Raw genomic sequence first — 21,128 nt, forward strand, 5'->3', positions numbered from 1 at the left:
AAACAGGTCATAATTTGGTATGCTGTTATCATACTGTTTTATATTTATGTGCTAAGGGTGAAATATCATGAAATATTGGGTCTATCTTAATGACAAAGTAACAGGGCCTTTCACAGCCGACAAACTGGTAACGCTTAACGGCTTTACCCCGGACACGTTAATCTGCTCGGAAGATGCTGCCAATAGCGGCAACCAAGAGTGGGTCAAAGCGTCTAACGTTTTTGAATTTGAACAACCCGCGCCCGCGCCGGCTCCCGCTGCGGCGGCAGCTGCCCCTGCGGCTAACGCCGGTAACGATGCGCTCACAGCGATGTTGTTAGCTAAAATTGACGCGTTAACCGTTCAATTAAACGGCATGCAGTCTAAATTAGAGGGAATGCAAACCAAATTAGATGAGTCTATTTCCTCTCAAGAAAAAGCCGCGCAAGAATCTGCCGAACGCGCCGAAGCGTTGACGGAACAATTTAATTTCTTAGCGGCCACCCAGCACGATTTGGCTTCTCAGTTACCCAAAGCCGTCACGGATATTCCCACCGAAAACCTAGACGAACAAGTAGACGATTTGGAACACACCATTCCGGCTACCGACCAAGTCATTGAGCCGGCGTTGCAAGAAACAACCCAATCTTCTCAACCGGAAGATCTTACGCCGTCCACTCAAACACCCGATGCACAAGAACCGGCGCAAGACACCGCGGAAAAGACAGAAGAAAACACATCGGCGGCAGAAGATGACCTGTTAAGCACCAAAGAAGGGGACGATGTTGTGTTGAGCTCGGCATTAGATTCGTTACACAGCAAAGTACATGGTCCTTTACAGTCCAAAGACGACAAAGAAGATACGTTCCAAGATTTATTGACCCCGGCCCAAGCCCAAACCTTAGCCAAAGAAGCACAGGAGAAACAACCGGAGGCAACGCCGAAAGCCGAAGATAAAAAAGAAGAAGTTTTGGCTGAATTAACCGATCAGAAACAAGAAGACGTTGTAGACCAGCTCATCAAAGAAAAAGAAGAAGATGAACACAAAAAATCTATGACGATGCGCATTTTGTCGGGCGCGGCCGCTTTGGTTGGTTTGAAGAAAAAAGCCGACAGCAACAAAGCGGAAGAAAAAGTGCAAGTGTCCTCCGAGCAAGATTTACCCGTGTTGGAAACAAAATCTGCCGAAGAGCCGGCCCCGGCCGAAGAACCGAAGGCAGAAGAAAAACCGTCGTTGGAGTTTGACCAACCTATGGAAGATGCCCCGGCTTTAACCGTTGCGGGTACGACACCGGAAACTTCACAAGAAGCAGAACCCGCTGCACAAGAAGAACCCGCCCCGGTGCAAGAAATCTCTGCCGAAGAGCCGCAACCGTTCCCGGCCGAGGCGCAAGAACCGGCACAAACCGAGGATGAGCTTGCCGACACACAAGCGCAACTGCAAGGCGAGCCCTTCGCTCCGGAAACGCTGCCTTCGTTAGAAGCGTCTGAAGCTCCGGCGGCCGACGTCCAACAAGAACAAGTTGATAATGAATCGCCGGAAGAATTAGTACCCAATGCACAAGCAGATAAACCGGAAGATATCATTACCGATGCCGATTTAAAAGATGCGTTTGCAGAACACAAAAACCAAGAAGATAAATCGGTGGAACAATTATTCGGTTTAGCCAGTGCCGGAGCGGCTGTGTCCGCCGTTGCTGCAGCCGAACAAGCCGATCCGTCCAAACCGGAAGAAAACATTTTGCCGTCGTTAGATCAAACAAACGAAACGTCGGCCCAATCGCAGCAAACTGCCCAAAACAGCAACCCCAACGATATGACGGAAGTACAATTAACGGCGGGGTCTACCTATTTAATTTCGGACTTTGTGCCTCCGGCTTCCAATCCCAATGCAGATCCGGGCCAAGCCCTTACCTCCGAAGGCGGTAAAAACGAAGGGGATGATTCCGGCTTAGAAGAAATGGTCCCGTCTTCTTCTGATAACCAAGAACAAGGTAACAAAAAAGAAGAAGGCGCACCGGACGTAACGGTATCGCAAATCGTGTTAGAAAACACGATTAAAGCCAAACGCGGTGCGGCGTTAGATATTCGCACGGTACCCATGGTACCCGAGCCGGCCGATTCCGACCGCTTACAAGTGGAAGGGATGGACGACATTAACGCCCAACACGATTTGAAAAGTGCCGATGTGGAGCCCGCCGGCAAGAAAGCCAAAGCCGCGGTATGGCTGGTGGTATTGGCGTTGCTGGCAGGAGCAATTTACGGTATGTTGGCGTGGATGGATTTAATTCCGCCGCAATTTAACGTATTGCCCGGCAAGAAACAAGCCGCCGTGGCCGCTCAACAAGAAGAACAGTTAAATGAAATGCTCGGCCCGACGGAAGAACAACTCCCGGTGCAAACCGTAGACGAAAACACACCCGTTGCCGTGGAAAACACACAAGAAGCTATTTTAGAAGAAGTAAAAAACTATATGCTTCCCAACGGGATGACGCTTAAAGCGTTTGTGGAGTCCAAACACCCGGCCGCTACGGAGTTGATCACGTGGGAAATTTCCACCGCGGTTGACCCGGATAATTACTCTATCCTCGTTAAAGTACCGCCGGAGAATCCGCAAAGCTTTAAAATCTCTTACCGCTTTAATTACAACGCGGTAACCAAAGCGTTAGACCCAACGATCTCTGACGCCAAAAACTTATTGGACTCGGCCCAACCGCAACAACAACAGCCGCAACCTGCGCCCGCCCAATAAGCGGTTTTAAGTAGAAAACACCCGGACAAACCGTCCGGGTGTTTTTTTATACCCGATAAAAAGCACTTGACAAATCAAAAAAAAAAACAATAATAAAGGGATGGAAAAAACAAATCAAATAAAGACGTCATGCTGAACTTGATTCAGCATCTCACCTTGTTTCTGGTTTAGAAAGAGGTGAGATTCCAAATCAAGTTTGGAATGACAATATAGTATTAAGGAGCAAACAATATGAACAACCAAAAAGCATTTACACTTATTGAACTGTTAGTCGTCGTGCTAATCATCGGAATTTTAGCGGCGGTGGCCCTGCCGCAATATCAATTTGCCGTAGATAAAACACGCGTTATGGGATATGTACAAAACATACAACAACTTGTTAAAGCCCAACAAATTTACAAAATGGCCAATGGAGACTATCAACCCGATTTTACCGCCTTGGATATTGATTTAACCAAAATTTGCCGCACCAATAGTGGTGCTTGCCACAACGAACTGTATAACTGCCCGGGCGGTTTTGGAATCAATATAAACGCAGGGGGAAACCCTTGTCACGTAATCGTATTTAACGACGGAGATGAGCCATGGGTTGCGCTGTCTTATTGTCCCGACGGTACCACCTGCGGATCGGATAGTTCGTCAACCCGAATCATGAGGGCACTTTTTCAATTAAAAGACGGCGTGCTTACCAACTGCACATTCAACAACACATCACGCGGACAAAAACTTTGTAATTGGTTACAACAACAATTTCAATAATTGCCCCACACGTAAAACACCCCCGCAAAAAATATGCGGGGGTGTTTTCGTCTTACGTATAAGAATTATTTCACAGCGTTGCGGGCAATCGTTTCTAAAATATGAAATGCTTTCTCCGCCCAATTCATGCTCAGCCACTCATACGGACCGTGCGGATTTTCGTACCCGGCAAAAATGTTCGGAGTCGGCAGACCGCGCAAGGACAGTTGCGCCCCGTCGGTGCCGCCGCGCGCTTGGGTGAGGCGGTACTGCACATTATTTTCTTTGAGTGCGCCCTCTAACAGCTCCATAGCTTGCGGTTTATCGCGCAAGACATCACGCATATTGCGGTATTGTTTCTTAAAAATAACCTCCATGGTTGCCGCCGGATATTTGGCGCGTTTGGCGTTTACCAAAGCCACCAAATCTTTTTTAAATTGCTCAAACTTATTGATATCGTGTTCGCGCACAATACCCTGTATCTCGGCTTTTTCCAGCCCGCCGGTAATATCTTTAAACAAGATAAATCCGTCCTCGCCGTCGGTCGTTTCGGGCAGTTTATCCGACGGCCACGAAGAAATAATGTCTGCTGCAATACGCACCGGGTTAGCCATAAATCCTTTGGCAGATCCGGGGTGGCACGATTTACCGGTAATTTTAAGCACAAACGAATCGGCGTTAAAGTTACCGCAGTCAATATCGCCCAGTAGCGCACCGTCCACCGTGTAGGCAAAATCAGCGGCAAAATGATCTACGTCAAAATATCCGATACCCGTGCCTGTTTCCTCGTCAATAGTAAACGCGGCTTTTAAAGGGCCGTGTTTAATTTCGGGGTGGGAAATAAAATGCTCTGCTAGCGTCATAATGACCGCAATACCGATTTTGTCATCCGCGCCAAGCAGGGTATTTCCGTCAGCCGTAACGATATCATCCCCTACGCACAATTTCAAATTCGGCGCGGTTTGGGGGGATAAAAACATCTTTTTTTCTTCGTTAATAACGAGCGTGCCGCCGTCGTAATTTTCGTGCAACACGGGGCGGATATTTTTTCCGTTGTAATCACACACGGTATCCATGTGGGCAAAGAGTCCAATGGTGGGTGCTTTTTGATCGGTATTAGCAGGGATCAGCCCCGTTACAAAACCATATTCGTCCACTTCTACGTCTTGGAAACCGATTTGTTTCATTTCCGCCGCCAAGCTGTGAGCGAAAGAAATTTGAGAAGAGGTCGTCGGAACGGCGGTGCTTTCCGGGTCACTGGTCGTTTCCACGGCCACGTAACGCACAAAGCGGTCATAAATTTTTTGTTGTAACGGATTCATAAGTTTTCTCCTATTTGTTCTTTTTTTATTATACAATTATTTGAGGGCTTATTTCTTCGGAGGGACTATGAAAAAAATACTGGCAGGTTTAGTAGGGCTCGTTTTACTAAGCGCGTGCGCCGGCGTACAGCAAGCGCAAAATCTGGCAAATTGCAAATATGCTTTGCGTAATGTGGAACTCACGGACTATAATTTAAATTCGCTTGGGTTTACGGTCATTATAGCTATTACGAATATGAATAAAAAACAAGCGGCCAAACTAAAACGCTTTGAGGGGGAACTGACCGTCAACGAAGAACACATGGCTAACGTAACTTTAAAAGATGTTTACATTGAGCCGGACTCCACCAAAAACGCCAAAGCAAAATTTGTTGTCCCGTTACAGACATTTAGTAATAAATTGGTAGGACTACTCAGCATGAAGAGTGCTACGTTAGATTATCACTTAACGGGTACGATGTATTTTGAAGGGCCGTTGGGGGTGGAAATACCCGTGCCGGTGGACATCGGCCGTTTAGGTAGCGGAAAATAAATTCAGTATTTAATAGAGAATATCGGGCTGAGGGAATTTTCTCAGCCCGGTTTTTTTATGGGTCTAAAGCCCTAGTTTAATGCTAGGCACAAAATGCCACTTGATAGAAGAAAACAAAACAACTAAACTATTAAAGAAAGATAAAGTTAGTATTATCAAGGAGATAAATGTATGAAAAAGTTTTTCACCGCTGCCAGTGTACTACTGGCCATTGCGTTACTGCCGCAATCGGTCTTGGGACAAAAAAGACGTACTCTACAACCCAAACAACCATCCGTTCTACAATCAGATAGTGTACAACAAACACCCCTAATGAGAAAGCTAGTGTCTCATGCTATCCCGGCTGATAGCCAATTAGCGGACCCGACCGCCGTATTTAACCAGTTCCGTCAAATTATTGCAAACAATGATAAGGAAGCTCTTGCCGCCCTATTAGAACGAGGCGTTGACCCCAACTTGAGAGAAGCATCGTCCGGCATGACACCCCTTATGGTCGCCACCGTAACAGGAGCGCGTTTTAGTATCATCCGACTTCTGTTAGCCAAAGGAGCAGATAAAGATATACAAGATAACCTGGGTAAAACAGCCGCCGATTATGCCCAAATACGTGCCCAAGCGACAATAGCCATATTAAACAGAGAGTCAGAAACCGAGGTTGTAACGGCTGATAACGGAACGGAAGATAACTCGTTGCCCCAACAGCAACCCGATACGGAAAAAACTATGAGCGTAAGCAAGGCCTATCAATTACTCGGTGTACTTCCCACGGACAGCACAGCTAAAATCAAGGAAGCATTCCGTGAAGCACACCTTGGATGGCTTGAAAAAGTCAACTCCGACAATTCATCATCCGTCAAGACATTAAGCAAAACCCTCATTGATGAAGAGCAACAAATATATGAAGCATACCATACTATTATGGAAAGTCGGATGTAGACTGATTAACAAATTTGTTGTGTAGTAAAACCGGGCTGAGGAAATTTTCTCAGCCCGGTGTTTATGTTTACAACAAAATCAGCCGTAGGATAAAACCCGTCAGCAAGGCAAGGCCCAGCGTCAGGCCCACCACACGCAACGTATCTTTCCAACCGTTCTCACGCAACATCACAAAAAACGTAGCGATACACGGCAAGTACATCGTCATAAACACGCACGCCACGACAAGCATTTGCGCCGAAAGATTAAACGGCTCTAATAGTGCAATCGCCACATCTTTGCGCAGGAACCCTAAAATCAGCAGCGACGTCGTATCGGCGGGCAACCCTAAAATATACTCCACCGGATAGCGCGAGATTTTTGTAATTAAATCTGTCACGCCGGACATTTGCATTAAATCAACAAACAGTACCCCGCACAAAATAAGCGGCAACGCATCGCACAAATATTCTTTCATGCGTAACCACAATTTGCGCCCAAGTGCGCGGAAACTGGGAATTTGCCAAGACGGAATTTCCATAAACAGTTCCGGCGCCTCGCCCTTTAACAAACGGTTTAAAATACTCCCCGCCAAAATTCCGTTGATGACAAGCACCCCAAATACCAAAAGCATATATTTTAAGCCGTGGGGGGATAAAATGGAAATAATCATCGCCGTTTGCGAAATACACGGCGCAAGCACCAACACAAGCGCCAGTGCAATCACGCGCTCGCGCCGCGTCTCTAGCACACGCGCGCCCATTACCGCGGGCACTTTGCACCCAAAGCCGAGCATAATGGGGATAGCTCCGTAGCCGTGCAAGCCGATTTTATGCAAAATACCGTCTAGCAAAATAGCCAAACGCGGCAAATAACCGATATCGCCCAAAAAACCAAAGAGCGCATAAAACGCAAGCACGTAGCTCATCACATCCACAAGTGCAATTTTAAGGCCGTCGGTAAGCACACCAAAATACGCTTCGCCGCCGTCGCCTACTAAGAGCATACCCAACCAATTATCACGCCACGCGCCGAGCAATTTTTCCATAAACGGAAAATAATAATTTTCATACAGTGGGTCCACAAAGTTAATAATGCTCTCGCCCACAAAACGTACTACAAAAAACGAAATAATCAGCACCAGCAGTGCAATCGGCAACCCGGTTAGCGGCGTGGTCGCCCACGCTTGCAGATGTTCCCAAAACGACGGGTGTTTGTGTTTAACCTCTTGCACTTGTCCGATAATTTTACCGATCGTTTGCCATTTTTCCTCGTCGGTTTTAGGAATAGAAATTTGCGGCGTGTTGGCGTCCAACTCGCCTACCGTATTAGCCAGTTCTTTTAACCCTTCGCCCGTGGTGGCTACGGTGGGAATTACGGGCAAACCCAAGAGTTTAGATAATTTTTTCACGTCAATAAAAATACCTTTGCGTTTGGCTTCGTCAAACTTATTGAGCATCAGCACCGCGGGTTTATTTAACGACAGCAATTCAAGCAAAAAATACAAGTTACGCTCTAAGTGCGAAGCATCCGCCACACAGACGATAAAATCATATTCTAATTCTTTAAACAAATGGTGTTTTTTTCCTTCCATTTGCCATTCTTCTTCCAAGCGGTACAAACCCGGAATATCAATAATATCATACGATTCGCCATTAAACTGGGTGGTGCCGTAGTTGAGCCCCACGGTGGTGCCGGGGAAATTGGACGAAATTACACCCACTCCCGTTAAGCGCGAGAAAATCAAACTCTTGCCCACATTGGGGTTTCCGGCGAGCAAAAAGGTATTTTTTTTAGAGGTGACAATAATTTTTTTGGCGGTTTCGCGCCCGATCGCCACGTCCGTGCCAGATACACTAACAACGACGGGGCTGTTGCCCGGCTGACGTTTGACAAACTGTCCGCGCACAATACCCATAGCGGCTAGTTTGTCAGCCATGTGGGCGTCGGTTTGAATTTCTTTGACTTGGGCAGATTGCCCGGGTTTTAATTGATAGAGAGAACGAGAATTATTTTTTTCCATAAAAGTTAGTTTTTCCTTACTTTTATATTGTATCATTCTAACCCTTTTTCGGCAAGGGCTTTTATCCGACGGTCCCGGCCCGGGGTGTGATTTTTTTGTATAATTTAAAAGTAACTCAATATCTTATTTATAGGAGAAAATACTATGGCTTATAAAGTAAATCCGGAAGTTTGCATTAACTGCGGTGCTTGCGAATCTGCCTGCCCCGTAACCGCTATTTGCGAGAAAGACGGCAAACGCTGCATTGATGCCTCCAAATGCATTGAGTGCGGCGCTTGCGCCGGCACCTGCCCGGTCAGCGCGATTGCTCTGTAACAAGGTAACACAAACAAATATTTAACGCCCCGGCATTAGGCGGGGCGTTTTTATACCCCAAAGGCCCAGATGATTTTGGGTCCAAAGGCCCTTGTGATATTGCGCGGTTTTTTATTACAGTATGATAAACTAATTGCCTCACAAGGAGAATGTATGCTAAAAAAATTGACATTATTATGTATCGGGCTTATTACGACCACTACCGCTTTTGCACAACTTCCGGCTGCCAAAAAAGCGGCAACCCTTATATTAAAACCCCGCGACATAATGGCAGGTGTCCCTAAAGGAATAGAACAAGCCGTCACGCGTCACGTGGCTGAATTAAGACGGGCTAACGTAGCGTCTTTGCGCGAAGTATACCAACTCACAAATCAACAAATTGCCCCCACCGCCACGGCGGGCGAGCAAGTGAGCGCGCTATTAAAACAAATGGATGTGTATGCCCAAATGCAAGCCCGCACCGAGCAAACCGCCCGCGAGATTTTGGCCCAATACGGGGAGGAGAATATTCCGCGGGAAATTCTGCGGCAATCGGCCCAACACGGGCTAGTTAATATCGTACCTTACTTTATGAAAAACGGGGCAAATCCGTCCGACGTATTAGCCGAGTATCTGGCGTATCCTTCCATTGTAAAATCCGCTTTGGATAGAGGGGCAACTGTTAAAGACAACGCTGTCTATATGACTGCTGTTAGAAACGGCTACAGTGAAACGGTCTCTCTGCTACGGAAAAAATCAAATATTCCTTATGAAACCAAAATAGATATGTTTAAATTGGCGTTGGAAATGAAACAATTCGAGGTAGCCAAAGTATTGCTTCCAGACCTAAATTTAAATGCCACTCACCCCTTAGATCCTATCAATCAACAGAATAATCTCCTGTGGGAAAACATTGAAGCGGACAACATGGAAACGGTCCTCTTTTTGCTTGAAAACGGATCCGACCCCAATTTTCGTATTCAAACAGTGCGCGGTTTTGAGGGACCTATACCCGCTGCTACACTCCTCTTATCAGATAAATGGGCAACGTATCTCCCTATTCTCAAAAAATATGGTGCCGATTTGAACACAAACGGACATGAGGGTTCCCTCTTACATGAAGTGATAACCAACCTAGAAAAAACAAAATTTTTAGTAGAATTGGGAGCCAATCCACGGGTTACTGCACGTGATGTTTGGGGAAACGAACGCACTCCGTGCGCTGCGGCATTATCTGCAAAAAACGTCTCCTTCCTATCCAATTACAGAAAAGAGCAACTCCAACAAGTCATAAATTTTTACAGAAGCTTACATTTTCATTAACCAATCCCCCGTCAACCGACGGGGCGTTTTTGCACCTAAAGAAAAAGAGTTGGGCGTAAGCCCAACTCTTTTTTCAGAACCGTTCGGGGGGTAAATCGAAGGTTCTGGGGGGATAAAATTTGCAACTTCCTTATTTTTTATGATACATTGTACGACCCCAAAATTGCAAGTTTTTTATACTAAAATAAAGGTTTATTTTCAGCTAATTATTTTGAATTATATAAAAAAATGCGTGCAAACACGTTGCGTATTGCTATAATATATCCATACAGGAGGTCGTATGAAAATCACAAAATTACCGATTACGTTAGCTTTATCACTTACTTCACTACCGCTCCTCGGAGCCCCCGCACAAAAAAATGATTTGGTCTTAGGAACAAATTCCCGCTCGGTAACAAGTGCCGTTACCCAGCAGGCCACCACCGAGCCCGGCGACATTTACCGCGGTACGGTCTTTGGGGCTGAACAAAAAAAATATCACAGCGATGTGCTCGGCGCTCGCGAGAAAGCAAAATCAAAATTAGTATATGATACTTCGCTCATTCGCGCTATTAAAATCAACGATACCGACCGCGTACGCACCCTTTTATACGCACATGCCGACGTCAACGAAAAAAACTACGCCGGTATTACACCCTTAACCATTGCCGGGGAAAAAGGCAATATGGAAATTTTGCGTATGTTAGTAGAAGACGGCAAAGCCAATGTAAATGATAAATCCAGCTACGGCGTTACACCGTTAATTGCCGCCGCCGCGGCCGGACAAGGCGAAGCCGTTACTTACTTAATCAAACACGGGGCTGATTCTACCGTCAAAGATGATATGGGAAAAACCGCTCTTATTTATGCGGCTAACTTTGATGATGCCAAAACATTAGCCGATTTAACCTCCTTGGATAAAACGTCGCTGAATATCCCCGATGCCGTCGGTAACACACCGCTTATCTATTCGGCCCAACGCGGTTATTTGGAAAACGTAAAAGTGTTACTCGCCAACGGCGCAAACGTTAATTACCGCAATCCGGCTACGGGGCTTAGCGCACTTTCAGCGGCCGCGGCGGAAGGACATTTGCCGGTTGTAAAATACCTCGTTAAAAACGGACATGCCGACGTCAACCTGCCCGACACCGCCGGACGTACCCCGCTTTTCTATGCCTTAGAAAAAGACCAAGTTGAAACGTTGCGTTTCCTACTTGCTAACGGGGCCAACCCCAATGCCAAAGATCACGCGGGTGTTTCGCCTTTGATGCGTGCGTCAGCGAAAAACAAACAAGATATCCAAAAAATGTTACTGGGCCAAAAAGGCATTGAAGTCAACGCACAGGATAATTTGGGACGCAGTGTAGTCGCCTACGCGGTGTACGCAGAGGACGTTGCTTCGACACAAGCATTGGTCAAAGCCAAGGCCGATATCAACACCGCCGATGCCAAAGGCAATACGCCGCTGATGAACGCTATTAAAGCTAAAAAAGACCGCACGGCCGTGTATTTGATTCAACAAGGGGCTGATTTAACCTCCGTCAACCAAGCGGGCGAAACCGTGTTTACATTAACGGATAAATTCTTGCCTAGCTCAGCTACGGCGGGAGTGCTTAACGTAAAACGCCAAGCCATTGAACAACAAGCCCTGCAAGTAGAAGAACAAAAACTAGCCGCGGTACGCGCACTGGAAGAACAACTGGCGCAAGAAGAAGCTGTTATTTTTGAATTAAAAGAGGAGCAAGCCGCCCAACTTAAAGCGGCTGCCGAACAAAAAGAAGCGGCTATCCGCGAACAAGTTACCCAAGAATATCAAGCGCAAAAAGCGGCCTTGGAAGAAGACCCGGAAATCCAACGCTTACAACAACAATTAGAACAAGCTAAAGCCCAAAAAGCCGCCGACTTACAAGCACAAATTGACCAAAAAGTGGACGAGCAAATGGGCCGCGCCACCGCCGCCAAAAATACGGCAGTAAAGCAAGCGCAGGAAACCAAAACGGCCGCCCAAAAGCAAGCCAAACAAACGCAAGCAAAAGCGGCCAACAAGGCAAACCGGGCTAAACAAACCGTCAAAAAAACACAAACAACCGTAAAGACGCAAGCGGTTTCCACCCAAAAGACGGTTTCGCAAGCCACCGCGCCGCTGTTGAATTAAAAAGTATATGACACATAAAACACCCCGGTTTATTACCGGGGTGTTTTTATGATCCGGTTAATAAGCATACCAGTAAGTTGTTTTGTATGACAGCCCTCCGCTGCCGTCCAAAATACTGTAGGTAAACGCATGATTTGTTTTACCTGTTTGAGTCTTACAAAATTGATTGTATGGCTCACCCTCCATAGCCAAGCAATAGCGTTGCCTAGAAGAAGAATTGGCAAAATTGATACTTATGCCATACCCGTTTTTTAATAACTGCTCGTTCATACAGGTAATGGTATTATTAGCTCTAAAATCACAATAAAAGTCTTCGCATTTCCAACGGCCGCCGGTTAATACCCGCTCGCAATTCATACTGACAGACAATTCTTCCATATCCGTTGGGTTTTGTCCGTTTGCCAAATAATACACTTCCGCGGCTTGGGCCAGCGAATTTGCCACCGTCACTAACTGGGAATAGCGCGCCTTCCACACCGCTTTTTCATACTGCGGCAGTGCCACCGCCGCCAAAATACCGATGATAAGAACAACTACTAAAAGCTCAATAAGGGTAAAGCCGCCGTTGTCGCCGTTATAACATAAAGGTCTGTCATCCCGGAAATTTGTAATCCGGGATCTTCCGATTTTTTTTCGCCCCTTAACCATCCCATCAGAAACAAAAATACGAAGATGCCGGATAAAAACTTTCCGGCATGACAAACTTATTTGATTTCCTTTTTCCATAAAAGAACCTCCATTTAGTTTATGTTTCACTAAATGGTATCAAAAAAAAAAACGATGTCAATAGGCAATTTTTACCGACGAAAAAATCGGAAAGATTAGTGAAGTAATACTTTATTTATTTTTTACGTACGTTGGAAACAAACTGTTGCCACGCGGCGTATAATTCGCCCGCTTGCACAGCTGTCAGGGTGGGGGAAACTTTTGTGTAGGCCGGCGCACACGTAACCGGTTGCCCGATGTGCTCAGCCGCCAGCATCGCCGCTCCCAGTAGCGTAGCATCGGCCTGATGAGAAACTTCTAGCGGCAGTTGCAACACATCTGCTTGAAAAGAAGTCAAATAATTACTGTGTGAGAGTCCACCCGAAACTTGTACCGGGCCTTTTATCTCGCAACCGTTGGCACGCAAATAAGCCGCAATATCGGCTAACAAAAAGGCCACCGCGCGTAACACTCCGGCCACCCAATCGGGCTTGCGGGTATGGGGGGATAAACCTTGTACCGCCGTCGGCGTTTGGAAGTCCCAATACGGCGCACCTAGGCCCCCAAAGGCAGGCAAAAACCACACCGGCCGGTTGGCTTGCGCGCAGAGTCCGTCCACTTCGCCGTCTTCAAACAAAATACCTTGCGCTTTGAGCCACAACAGCGCGCTGGCGGCGGAATTGACAGGACCTTCCAACAAATAATCGCTGGTGTGAGGTTGCGTACCGGCCGAAAGCGAGGTAAGCATGCCCGGCAAAAAAACGGGTCTATCACCGGTATTATACAGCCAAAATGCACCTGTGCCGTAATTGATTAAACTTTTATTTTTAGCGAGTTTAAAATAAACCGCCGCGGCTTGTTGGTCGCCCACACACGCACAAACCGGGATAGAAACACCTTGATATGTATACGAACCGTAATCGGCCGCGGACGCTTGCAACGACGGTAAAATCTCGTGCGGGATACTAAACGCCTTGCACAGCGTTTCACTCCAAGATAACAAATGGACATCTAAAAGGAGTGTGCGTTGGGCCAGCGAATAATCGGTAGCAAATTTCTGAGCCCCTGTTAATTTCCAAATAATATACGACGCTACCGGTCCCGCCGCCAAACGGCCTTGCGCAAGCAAGCTAATCGCTTGTGGGACGGTTTGTAAACTCCACGTAATCTTAGGGGCGGAAAAAAACGGTGTTTTATAAAGGCCTGTTTTCAAATGGATTTCTTCTTGGCTGACCGTAGCATCTTGCACTTGTGTTTGCGCACGCCCGTCTTCCCACGTAAGCACCGGGCCAACGGACTCACCCGTTTTTGTGTCCCACAACACCACGGTAGAACGCTGGGACGCTACCGCGAGCGCGGCGGCGTTTTGCGGGCCGATTTTATCCAGCACCGCACGAAGTGATTGCTCGGCCGCGTGCCATAAATCTTCGGCGTTATATTCGGACAGCCCGGGCGCGGGACGCGCGGGAACGAGCGGAAAATAATGTTGCGCCCCAATCGTACCGTCGGCCCGCACCGCCGCCGCACGACAGCCCGATGTGCCCATATCCAGCGAAACAATATATTCTTTTTTCATACGGTGCTGTTCCCTTGAAAATTTACAACGATTTTTCTACACGCACGCGCCACGCTTTGACCACTTGTACTAATTTTTGCAACTGTGCTTTATCTTGCGGCGAAACGCTGTCGTCCGTTAATAAACGGGCAATGGTGGTTTTAGTGGGCGCGAGCGTTTTGTTAAGCAAATTTAATTTTTGCAATAAAGCAACGACTTTGGCCGGATCGGTTAGCGTGATTTTATCGTCGGAAACAAGTTCCGCTTTATATTGTTTGCCAAAGTGCCGCTCAAATTTATTTTTTTGCAAAAGGGCCAAAATTTCTTGTTCCAATGTTTGTTGTTCTTGGGTAATTTCGCCCAAGCGGTCAATTTTTTCGGCAAGCAATTCCGGCTCGCTTTTAGGTAACGCGGCCGGTTGTGAAACGGGTTTTGGAGCCGCTAAATTACGCGCACCATAACCACTCGGGCCGTCGTACTCTTTGCCCGTAAACACCGGGCAGATATTGCGGTAATCGCACCAGCGGCATTGGTTTTCGCCGGGGGTGGGGGAAAATTGTCCGGCGCGGATTTTGTCGGCAATTTGCAATACGCCTTGCCAAAATTCAAAAATTTCTTTATCGGGCGCGCGCTCAAATTTCAGTTCCGTTAGCGTAGGCAAGTGATAGAAACTTAACTCGCCTACTTGTACGGTTTTTACTGACGGATCTTTGGCCTGCACGATAGCTTTGATGACGGGGGAGTTTTCCACTACTTTTTGGTACATGTACAGTTGGTCCGGCTCGCGTTGGACGGTTTTGCCCGTTTTATAATCTAAAATTTTAATTTTTCCGTCGCCCAAATAATCCATGCGGTCCAAAATGCTGATTAAGCTTAGCCCGTCAATATCTAACGTGCTTTTGGTCTCTACGGAAAGAGGATGTTTGAAATTGTCCGCATTGGCGGCGTAATATGTTTCCAAAATGCGGCGGCCCTCAGCGTATCCTTCCAGTTCTTTATCTACGCTAGCGTAGCCCTTTTGTTCAAAGGAAGTTTTGTTCCACGTGGTATCAAAAAAAGCGAGTGCCTCTTCTAACGTGGGGAAAGCGGGCTTGGCGGGGTTGTAGATAAATTCCATCACGGCGTGCAGGGCCGAGCCAAACGCAAAGTAGTATTTGGGTTGCTCGGGCAACATGTGGACGTAGCGGAACTTGTACTTTTGCGGACATTCCTTATACATCCCCATTTTGGAATATGAAAACGACAAATTTTTAGCCATGACTTACTCCCCGATACCAAGGTATTTCTTATTGTAGCATTTTAGAATGGGGAAAAATCTTTTAGTATATAGATAAAAATGGTAGAATAGAGAAACAGATTGGGGAGAAAATATCCATGAGTTATATTGACTTGTACAAACAACTCCACAAACAAAACCCTTCTTACGGAGCATCGGGTTACGAATATTGTGATACTGTGTGTTTGGTTATAGACTATCTTAGACCTAAAATTGTGCTCGATTTTGGTTGCGGAAAGAATTCCTTAATAGACTTGTTACAATCTAAATATCCAGACATTATATTTTATGGTTATGATCCTGCCATACCGGACAAAGCCCACCTTCCCGTCAAAAAAGCTGATCTGATAATAAACACAGACGTATTAGAACATATACCAGAGCAAGAGTTACCTATGGTCTTAGAACAAATACGTTCCCTTTCTGATAAAGTATTTTTTGTCCTACATCATGCTTTAGCGTATAATTACCTACCAAATGGACAAAACGCACACTGCACCGTAAAACCTATTTTTTGGTATTACCATTTATTTGAAAACTATTGGAGGAATATAACCGTGCTTCCCGGTAAACGGCCATGGCTAAGCATCGTGTTAACCTTTCCAATTCCCACTAGTTTATTTCATCGTTATGAAGCAGAAATTTTAGTGTCAAAAAATTCTAAAGAAGCCATAAAGGAGCTGGTCAGAATGTTTTATCATAAACTACGCAAATTACTTAAATGGGGGTATTGATACTTGGATCAGCTAAGAGAAAGTTTATGAAAATACGAGAAGCTATACAAAAAATAGACAGTTATTTAAATACCATTCCCATGGCTCAACGATTCTTGTGGAACTCTCGCAACACTATACGTCATCGGCGTATTTCCTATTTACTTAAAGAAAACAAAAAATTTTACAATTGTCATGTTGGAAAACGTTGTTTCATACTGGGGAATGGCCCCTCTTTAAAACAAGTGGACTTTTCTACTCTTAAAAACGAAATTGTTTTTACTGTCAATCAACTCCCACGCCATCCAGATTTCCCTAAACTGCATACAAATTACCATTTCTTTTCAGACCCAGATTTTTATACAGAAAACGATTCTCCCGAAGGGGAAGAGTTCCTTCATGTTATCAAATCAGTAAAAACATCTGATAATACTCCTCAAGTTTTTTACAAATTAGAGGGTTATAATTTTGTACGCCGACACCATCTCGATCAAATATTGAATATTGCATACTATGATAATAGGATGGTAAATTTAACACGAAATCCTCAATCTTTTATTGATTTTACGCATCAAGTGCCCGAAGTGTTGAGTGTCGTTCAATTTGCTATTGAAATGGCCGTTTATATGGGATTTAAAGAAATTTATTTATTGGGCTGTGATTGTAGCGGATTTATTTCAACCGCCCAAATGAGATTACAACTGAACGAGGATTCTCTTTATGGATTTGAATTATCTTTAAATGAAAAAACACGTCTAACAAAACGATCTTCAGTCATATCTATGAAACAGGATTTAATTCAATATGTAGCCATTTTTGAAGGTTACGAATATTTGCAGAGATATTGCAACAGAAACAAACGTTTCCTCTATAATGCAACGGAAGGCGGTTTATTAGAAAACCTTCCGAGAGTGCACTTGTGCGATATCCTGGCGAAATAGCAAAAAATCTACGTAATCAGTTTCATCTTTCTACACAAATTTTTTTGAAGAAAATTTATATTTTTAGTAAAATAGATGTAGTTGCCCCCATAGCTCAATGGATAGAGCACCCGCCTTCTAAGCGGATGATATAGGTTCGATTCCCATTGGGGGTATTTTTTTGTTCCCCAAAGCAACATAAACTGCTTTATGTTGCGCTGGGAATCGAAAGGCGCAGCGATGTACGAGTTTTGCCGCAGGCAAAGGCGAGTACCGCTTATGTTGCGCTGGGAATCGAAAGGCGCAGCGATGTACGAGTTTTGCCGCAGGCAAAGGCGAGTACCGCGAGCCCGGCCTGCAGGAAAATCTCGTCAGAGATTTTACCGGAAGGCGAGCCCATTGGGGGTATTTTTTGTTCCCTAGCAATATAAACTGCTTTATTTGTATATACGAAATTAGTTATCAGAAACTACCTTTGGAAAGTGGCATTTCGCACAGATTTCCCGTACGATATCCCATTCAAAACGGTTTAACACAAATCTCGCCATTACTGCGCCATATACGGCTACAATACAAATGCCGTGCAAAATAAAACTGCGCCACGTCGCCTGTACAGGCCAGTAATGCCACACCATGCCCAACACAATCATCACCACTAGGCTCCAACCGGCAATCGGCCCCAGCGCGCGGAAAAACGCCTTGAGATGTAGTCCGATTTTGTGATAGTACCAATTCATCAATATACCCCGCACCAAACACGTACTCAGCACCAGGGCAATGGCACAACCCATCGTGCCGTAGTATTTTACGAGGGGGAAAGCCAACAGCACATTTAATAAAGCCGTAGCGATACCCAAATAAGCCGAAAAACGATATTTGTTGATAGCCATTAACACGGAGTTTGACACCCCCTGCACAATGTTAAGCAACGAACAGCTCATCAGCACAATGGCCAAACCGTAACACACCTCGTTACCCGGCCCCAACCACAACCGCAAAAATACTTGCCCCAGTAACACAAACCCGATTAACAAAAGCAACGCCACCAAGGTTTGCAATCTTCCCGTTTTACAAAAAATATCGTTGTGGACCGCTAACGAATTTTGAGTAGCAAAATCGCCGGACAATTTCGGCAAAAACACCCCGCTAATAAGCGAAGGTATCATAGTAAAGGCCATTAACAGTTGCGAGGCAATATAATAGTTCGCCACCGCCAACGCACCGGCTAACAATCCTAGTACAAGCGGCCCCAAACGCGAAGAAATCTGCCCGGCAATATTTCCCAGAAACACAAAGAAAGAAAATCCGAACAATTGTCTAAGTAATGATACATTGCATCCTCGCGGGTGAACATGGATATGCAACCGAATTTTACAATACAAATAATATCCCAGCACCAAACTGATATTAGCTGCTGTTTGTACCCACACCACGCCCACGACGTTGGCTTTCCAGCAAAGCGCTCCCCATATCGCTAACGGTGTCAAAACCGTTGTACATAAATACAAGCATTGTAAAAAGACAAATCTTTCTTTGGCTTGTACCAGCCCCAAAAATAAATTCCCCGGTACGCATACTGCAAAATTAAGCACCAAAATCAGATAAATCTGTTGGGCTGTGGCCAAATCAGCCGGGGAAAGCGCGTGGCCGTATATCGGGCTTATTAAAAAATAGCCACCGATGCTAATTAAGATGAGCAGTCCCGTCAAAATCACATACAAAAACGCCGCGGCATCAATGGTACGTTGGGCCTGTTGCGGCTCGTTCTTGGCATCTGCCCGGGCGACAAAGCGCGTAACAGTAGCACTCAAACCAAAATCTAACACAGCAATCACGCCGATAAACGATCCTATCATCTGATAAATACCGTACTGCTCTTTAGACACATAATGCAGTAACATCGGCACATAGATAAGCATGATAAGTGCATTAAGACCGAAGTTCAGATAGGAAAGCAATATCCCGGTTTTACGTTGATCCATACGATATTATTGTAACATTTAATGCGCTTCTACCGCCCTTTTATCTGCTTGCCACGGAAGTGTAGGTTTAGTAAGATAGAATTATCTTGTATTTAAGGAGATACTATGCAATCAAATATTTTTCGTAATGCCGTACTATGCGGTGCGGCATTATTTGTTGCGTCCGTAGCGGGCGCGCAACAATGGCAATTTGTCGGCACACGCGCAATGGGGATGGGCGGTGCGGGCGTTGCTACCGCGGTTGGGCCGGATGCCCAATACTGGAACCCCGCCGGATTGGCCCAGCCTGAAGATAACAAACGGACACACATTCTCTTGGACGGAGGAGCCAGTTTAGAAGCCACCAAAGACACCTTAGACGGCGTACGGGAACTAACCGAGATGACCCGTCAATACAAATCGTTGAAAAACGCCATTACCTCCGGAAACAAAGCATCCGCTGATAACATAGACACTTTATTCAAAGGGCTTAATAACATTGCCAAAATGCTCGGTAATGACATGGGGGCCTTGGCCCATGCGAATGCCGGGTTGGGCATTACGATGAAAAATTTTGCCGTAGGTATTCGCACTCTGGGCACAGGAGCTATTACCCCGGTGGTAGATACCAAGCGTTTGGAATTTTATACAGGCGGTTACACGTTAATCGGAAGTCCGACCGCTACGCTTAATCCGGTGCAACGAACTGCAGCGGAAGTATTAGCCGCCGCCATTGATGCAAACGGAATTTTTGATTCTCTAAGAACCCTTTTAAACGCAGGATCCTGTTCCAACAGTTTACAGTTAGCCACCGCTTTAGTAGATGCGGCCCGGTCTTATGTGGGCGTGAGCGATGAAAAAATTTTACGAGCATTTAGCCAAGCAGCCGATTATATTCCCGGGGCCAGTGCGCTCATCAATTTGGCCGGTAATGCCGATGGAAGTTACAAAGACAACGAAACGCTCGTCATGGTAGATGCCGCCACCTTTGCCGAAGCCGGCTTGGGGTATGGACAACAAGTGATCCCCGGTTTAAAAGTGGGGGGAAACTTCAAAGTAATCAGCGGCTATACGGCACAAAGCGGTGTCATGGTACTCACAAAAGACGAAAAGATCAAAGAGATTTTTGACAAAGCATACGATAACAAAAAGAACTCCACCAACATCGGTATTGACGTAGGTGTAATGGGGAACTTATCGCAACTGTTAGACAAAGAAATTTTTTGGAATCCGCAATTTGGGTTGACTGCGCGTAATATCAACAGCCCGAGATTTGCCCGTCCGGATCCACCCTCCGACATCAATGCGGCTATCGTACGCAACTGGCGCACTGAGAAATACGAACTCAAACCGCAATTGCGCGCGGGCGTAGCGGTAAATCCCTCTAAACGACTGACAGCCGCCGCCGATATTGACGTAACGGAAAATGATACGCTGTTAGACACTATCAAGTCGCGCCAACTCGCGCTCGGCCTAGAGTTTAACGTCATCAACCATCCGCGTTTTACAATGCCGCTTCGCGTCGGATATAACAAAAACATAGCGGTAAGTACCGTTTCGCCGTTCTACACAGCCGGTATCGGGTTTAATACAACGCGCTTTCACATTGAACTCGCCGGAGCGATGAGCACCAAGAGCACCAAGATTGACGGAAAAGATATTCCTAACTCAGCGGCCGGTTCGCTGACGATAGGTTTTTTGTTCTAATACCTGTACCAAAAGCAATAATGAGAGCCGCCCTTAACCGGGCGGCTTTTTTTGTGTTCCTCAAGTCTGCGTGACAATCACTCATTGCAAGAGAAAAGAGAAATAGCCGTTTCGTTTTTCCGCCCCTTGAGTGCTGTTTATAAAAAGCGCCGAAATGGATAAGAAATTTTTCATGTTTGAGCAATAGCGAGTTTGAAAAATTTCCCATTTCGTCTGCTTTTTATAGCACATGGGGCGGCACTCTTTTGCGAGCTTTTCTGGTGCCAGAAAAGCGAAAAG

Annotated in this window: 17 protein-coding genes and 1 tRNA gene; 11 read left to right on the top strand and 7 right to left on the bottom strand. The window is 45.9% G+C overall.

All coding sequences use genetic code 11. The annotated features are described in order from the left end of the window. The first annotated feature begins 67 nt into the window (after positions 1–67). Positions 68–2,731, top strand: coding sequence for a hypothetical protein (locus ACQY2W_RS02695; protein ID WP_428049111.1), 2,664 nt, complete (start codon positions 68–70; stop codon positions 2,729–2,731). 231 nt (positions 2,732–2,962) lie between these two features. After that, positions 2,963–3,490, top strand: coding sequence for a type IV pilin protein (locus tag ACQY2W_RS02700; RefSeq protein ID WP_428049113.1), 528 nt, complete (start codon positions 2,963–2,965; stop codon positions 3,488–3,490). A gap of 65 nt (positions 3,491–3,555) precedes the next feature. Here the strand turns inward: ACQY2W_RS02700 and pepT are convergent, their stop codons facing one another. Next, on the bottom strand, positions 3,556–4,791 hold the full coding sequence (pepT, locus tag ACQY2W_RS02705) for a peptidase T (protein ID WP_428049115.1): 1,236 nt from the start codon (positions 4,789–4,791) through the stop codon (positions 3,556–3,558). Between the two features lie 67 nt (positions 4,792–4,858). Between pepT and ACQY2W_RS02710 the strand changes: the two genes are divergently transcribed. Continuing rightward, complete coding sequence (locus tag ACQY2W_RS02710) at positions 4,859–5,323, top strand: LEA type 2 family protein (RefSeq protein ID WP_428049117.1); 465 nt, start codon at positions 4,859–4,861, stop codon at positions 5,321–5,323. Positions 5,324–5,635: 312 nt separating this feature from the next. Continuing rightward, positions 5,636–6,259: an ankyrin repeat domain-containing protein gene (locus tag ACQY2W_RS02715; RefSeq protein ID WP_428049119.1), complete on the top strand. Its 624-nt coding sequence runs from the start codon at positions 5,636–5,638 to the stop codon at positions 6,257–6,259. A gap of 67 nt (positions 6,260–6,326) precedes the next feature. Here ACQY2W_RS02715 and ACQY2W_RS02720 read toward each other — a convergent pair whose 3' ends face one another. After that, entirely contained in the window at positions 6,327–8,261 is a 1,935-nt protein-coding gene (locus tag ACQY2W_RS02720) for a FeoB small GTPase domain-containing protein (protein ID WP_428049121.1), read from the bottom strand. 144 nt (positions 8,262–8,405) lie between these two features. Here ACQY2W_RS02720 and ACQY2W_RS02725 point away from each other — a divergent pair, with 144 nt between their 5' ends. The 3 genes from ACQY2W_RS02725 to ACQY2W_RS02735 all read left to right on the top strand — a co-directional run bounded on the left by ACQY2W_RS02725 (position 8,406) and on the right by ACQY2W_RS02735 (position 12,012). Further along, positions 8,406–8,576, top strand: a complete 171-nt coding sequence (locus tag ACQY2W_RS02725) for an indolepyruvate ferredoxin oxidoreductase subunit alpha (protein WP_428049123.1) — start codon at positions 8,406–8,408, stop codon at positions 8,574–8,576. 153 nt (positions 8,577–8,729) lie between these two features. Next, positions 8,730–9,878 (top strand): hypothetical protein, encoded by a 1,149-nt coding sequence (locus ACQY2W_RS02730; protein WP_428049125.1) that lies wholly within the window; start codon positions 8,730–8,732, stop codon positions 9,876–9,878. 280 nt (positions 9,879–10,158) lie between these two features. Then, positions 10,159–12,012, top strand: a complete 1,854-nt coding sequence (locus ACQY2W_RS02735) for an ankyrin repeat domain-containing protein (protein WP_428049127.1) — start codon at positions 10,159–10,161, stop codon at positions 12,010–12,012. A 57-nt stretch (positions 12,013–12,069) separates the two neighbouring features. Here the strand turns inward: ACQY2W_RS02735 and ACQY2W_RS02740 are convergent, their stop codons facing one another. The 3 genes from ACQY2W_RS02740 to ACQY2W_RS02750 form a co-directional block, all read right to left on the bottom strand. Then, positions 12,070–12,738: a type II secretion system protein gene (locus tag ACQY2W_RS02740; RefSeq protein ID WP_428049129.1), complete on the bottom strand. Its 669-nt coding sequence runs from the start codon at positions 12,736–12,738 to the stop codon at positions 12,070–12,072. 115 nt (positions 12,739–12,853) lie between these two features. Beyond that, a complete protein-coding gene (locus tag ACQY2W_RS02745; protein WP_428049131.1) occupies positions 12,854–14,293 on the bottom strand; it encodes an FGGY family carbohydrate kinase in 1,440 nt (479 codons plus the stop codon). A 22-nt stretch (positions 14,294–14,315) separates the two neighbouring features. After that, on the bottom strand, positions 14,316–15,530 hold the full coding sequence (locus ACQY2W_RS02750; RefSeq protein ID WP_428049133.1) for a RecB family exonuclease: 1,215 nt from the start codon (positions 15,528–15,530) through the stop codon (positions 14,316–14,318). Between the two features lie 116 nt (positions 15,531–15,646). On the opposite strand from ACQY2W_RS02750, the gene ACQY2W_RS02755 reads away from it, so the two are divergent. The 3 genes from ACQY2W_RS02755 to ACQY2W_RS02765 all read left to right on the top strand — a co-directional run bounded on the left by ACQY2W_RS02755 (position 15,647) and on the right by ACQY2W_RS02765 (position 17,357). Then, on the top strand, positions 15,647–16,282 hold the full coding sequence (locus tag ACQY2W_RS02755; RefSeq protein ID WP_428049135.1) for a methyltransferase domain-containing protein: 636 nt from the start codon (positions 15,647–15,649) through the stop codon (positions 16,280–16,282). Positions 16,283–16,308: 26 nt separating this feature from the next. After that, on the top strand, positions 16,309–17,202 hold the full coding sequence (locus ACQY2W_RS02760) for a hypothetical protein (protein ID WP_428049137.1): 894 nt from the start codon (positions 16,309–16,311) through the stop codon (positions 17,200–17,202). 83 nt (positions 17,203–17,285) lie between these two features. Continuing rightward, positions 17,286–17,357: transfer RNA gene (locus ACQY2W_RS02765), tRNA-Arg, on the top strand. A 279-nt stretch (positions 17,358–17,636) separates the two neighbouring features. On the opposite strand, the gene ACQY2W_RS02770 is transcribed toward ACQY2W_RS02765, so the two are convergent. Next, positions 17,637–19,163 carry an oligosaccharide flippase family protein gene (locus ACQY2W_RS02770; protein ID WP_428049139.1) on the bottom strand — a complete coding sequence of 509 codons (1,527 nt, stop codon included), beginning with the start codon at positions 19,161–19,163 and terminating at the stop codon, positions 17,637–17,639. A 105-nt stretch (positions 19,164–19,268) separates the two neighbouring features. On the opposite strand from ACQY2W_RS02770, the gene traF reads away from it, so the two are divergent. Beyond that, positions 19,269–20,849, top strand: a complete 1,581-nt coding sequence (gene traF, locus ACQY2W_RS02775; RefSeq protein WP_428049141.1) for a conjugal transfer protein TraF — start codon at positions 19,269–19,271, stop codon at positions 20,847–20,849. Positions 20,850–20,930: 81 nt separating this feature from the next. Here traF and ACQY2W_RS02780 read toward each other — a convergent pair. Next, positions 20,931–21,128 (bottom strand): hypothetical protein (locus ACQY2W_RS02780; RefSeq protein WP_428049143.1); only part of this gene is annotated, 198 nt, incomplete at its 5' end.

The organism is Candidatus Avelusimicrobium caledoniensis (assembly GCF_902756455.1).
Taxonomy (GTDB): Bacteria; Elusimicrobiota; Elusimicrobia; order Elusimicrobiales; family Elusimicrobiaceae; genus Avelusimicrobium; species Avelusimicrobium caledoniense.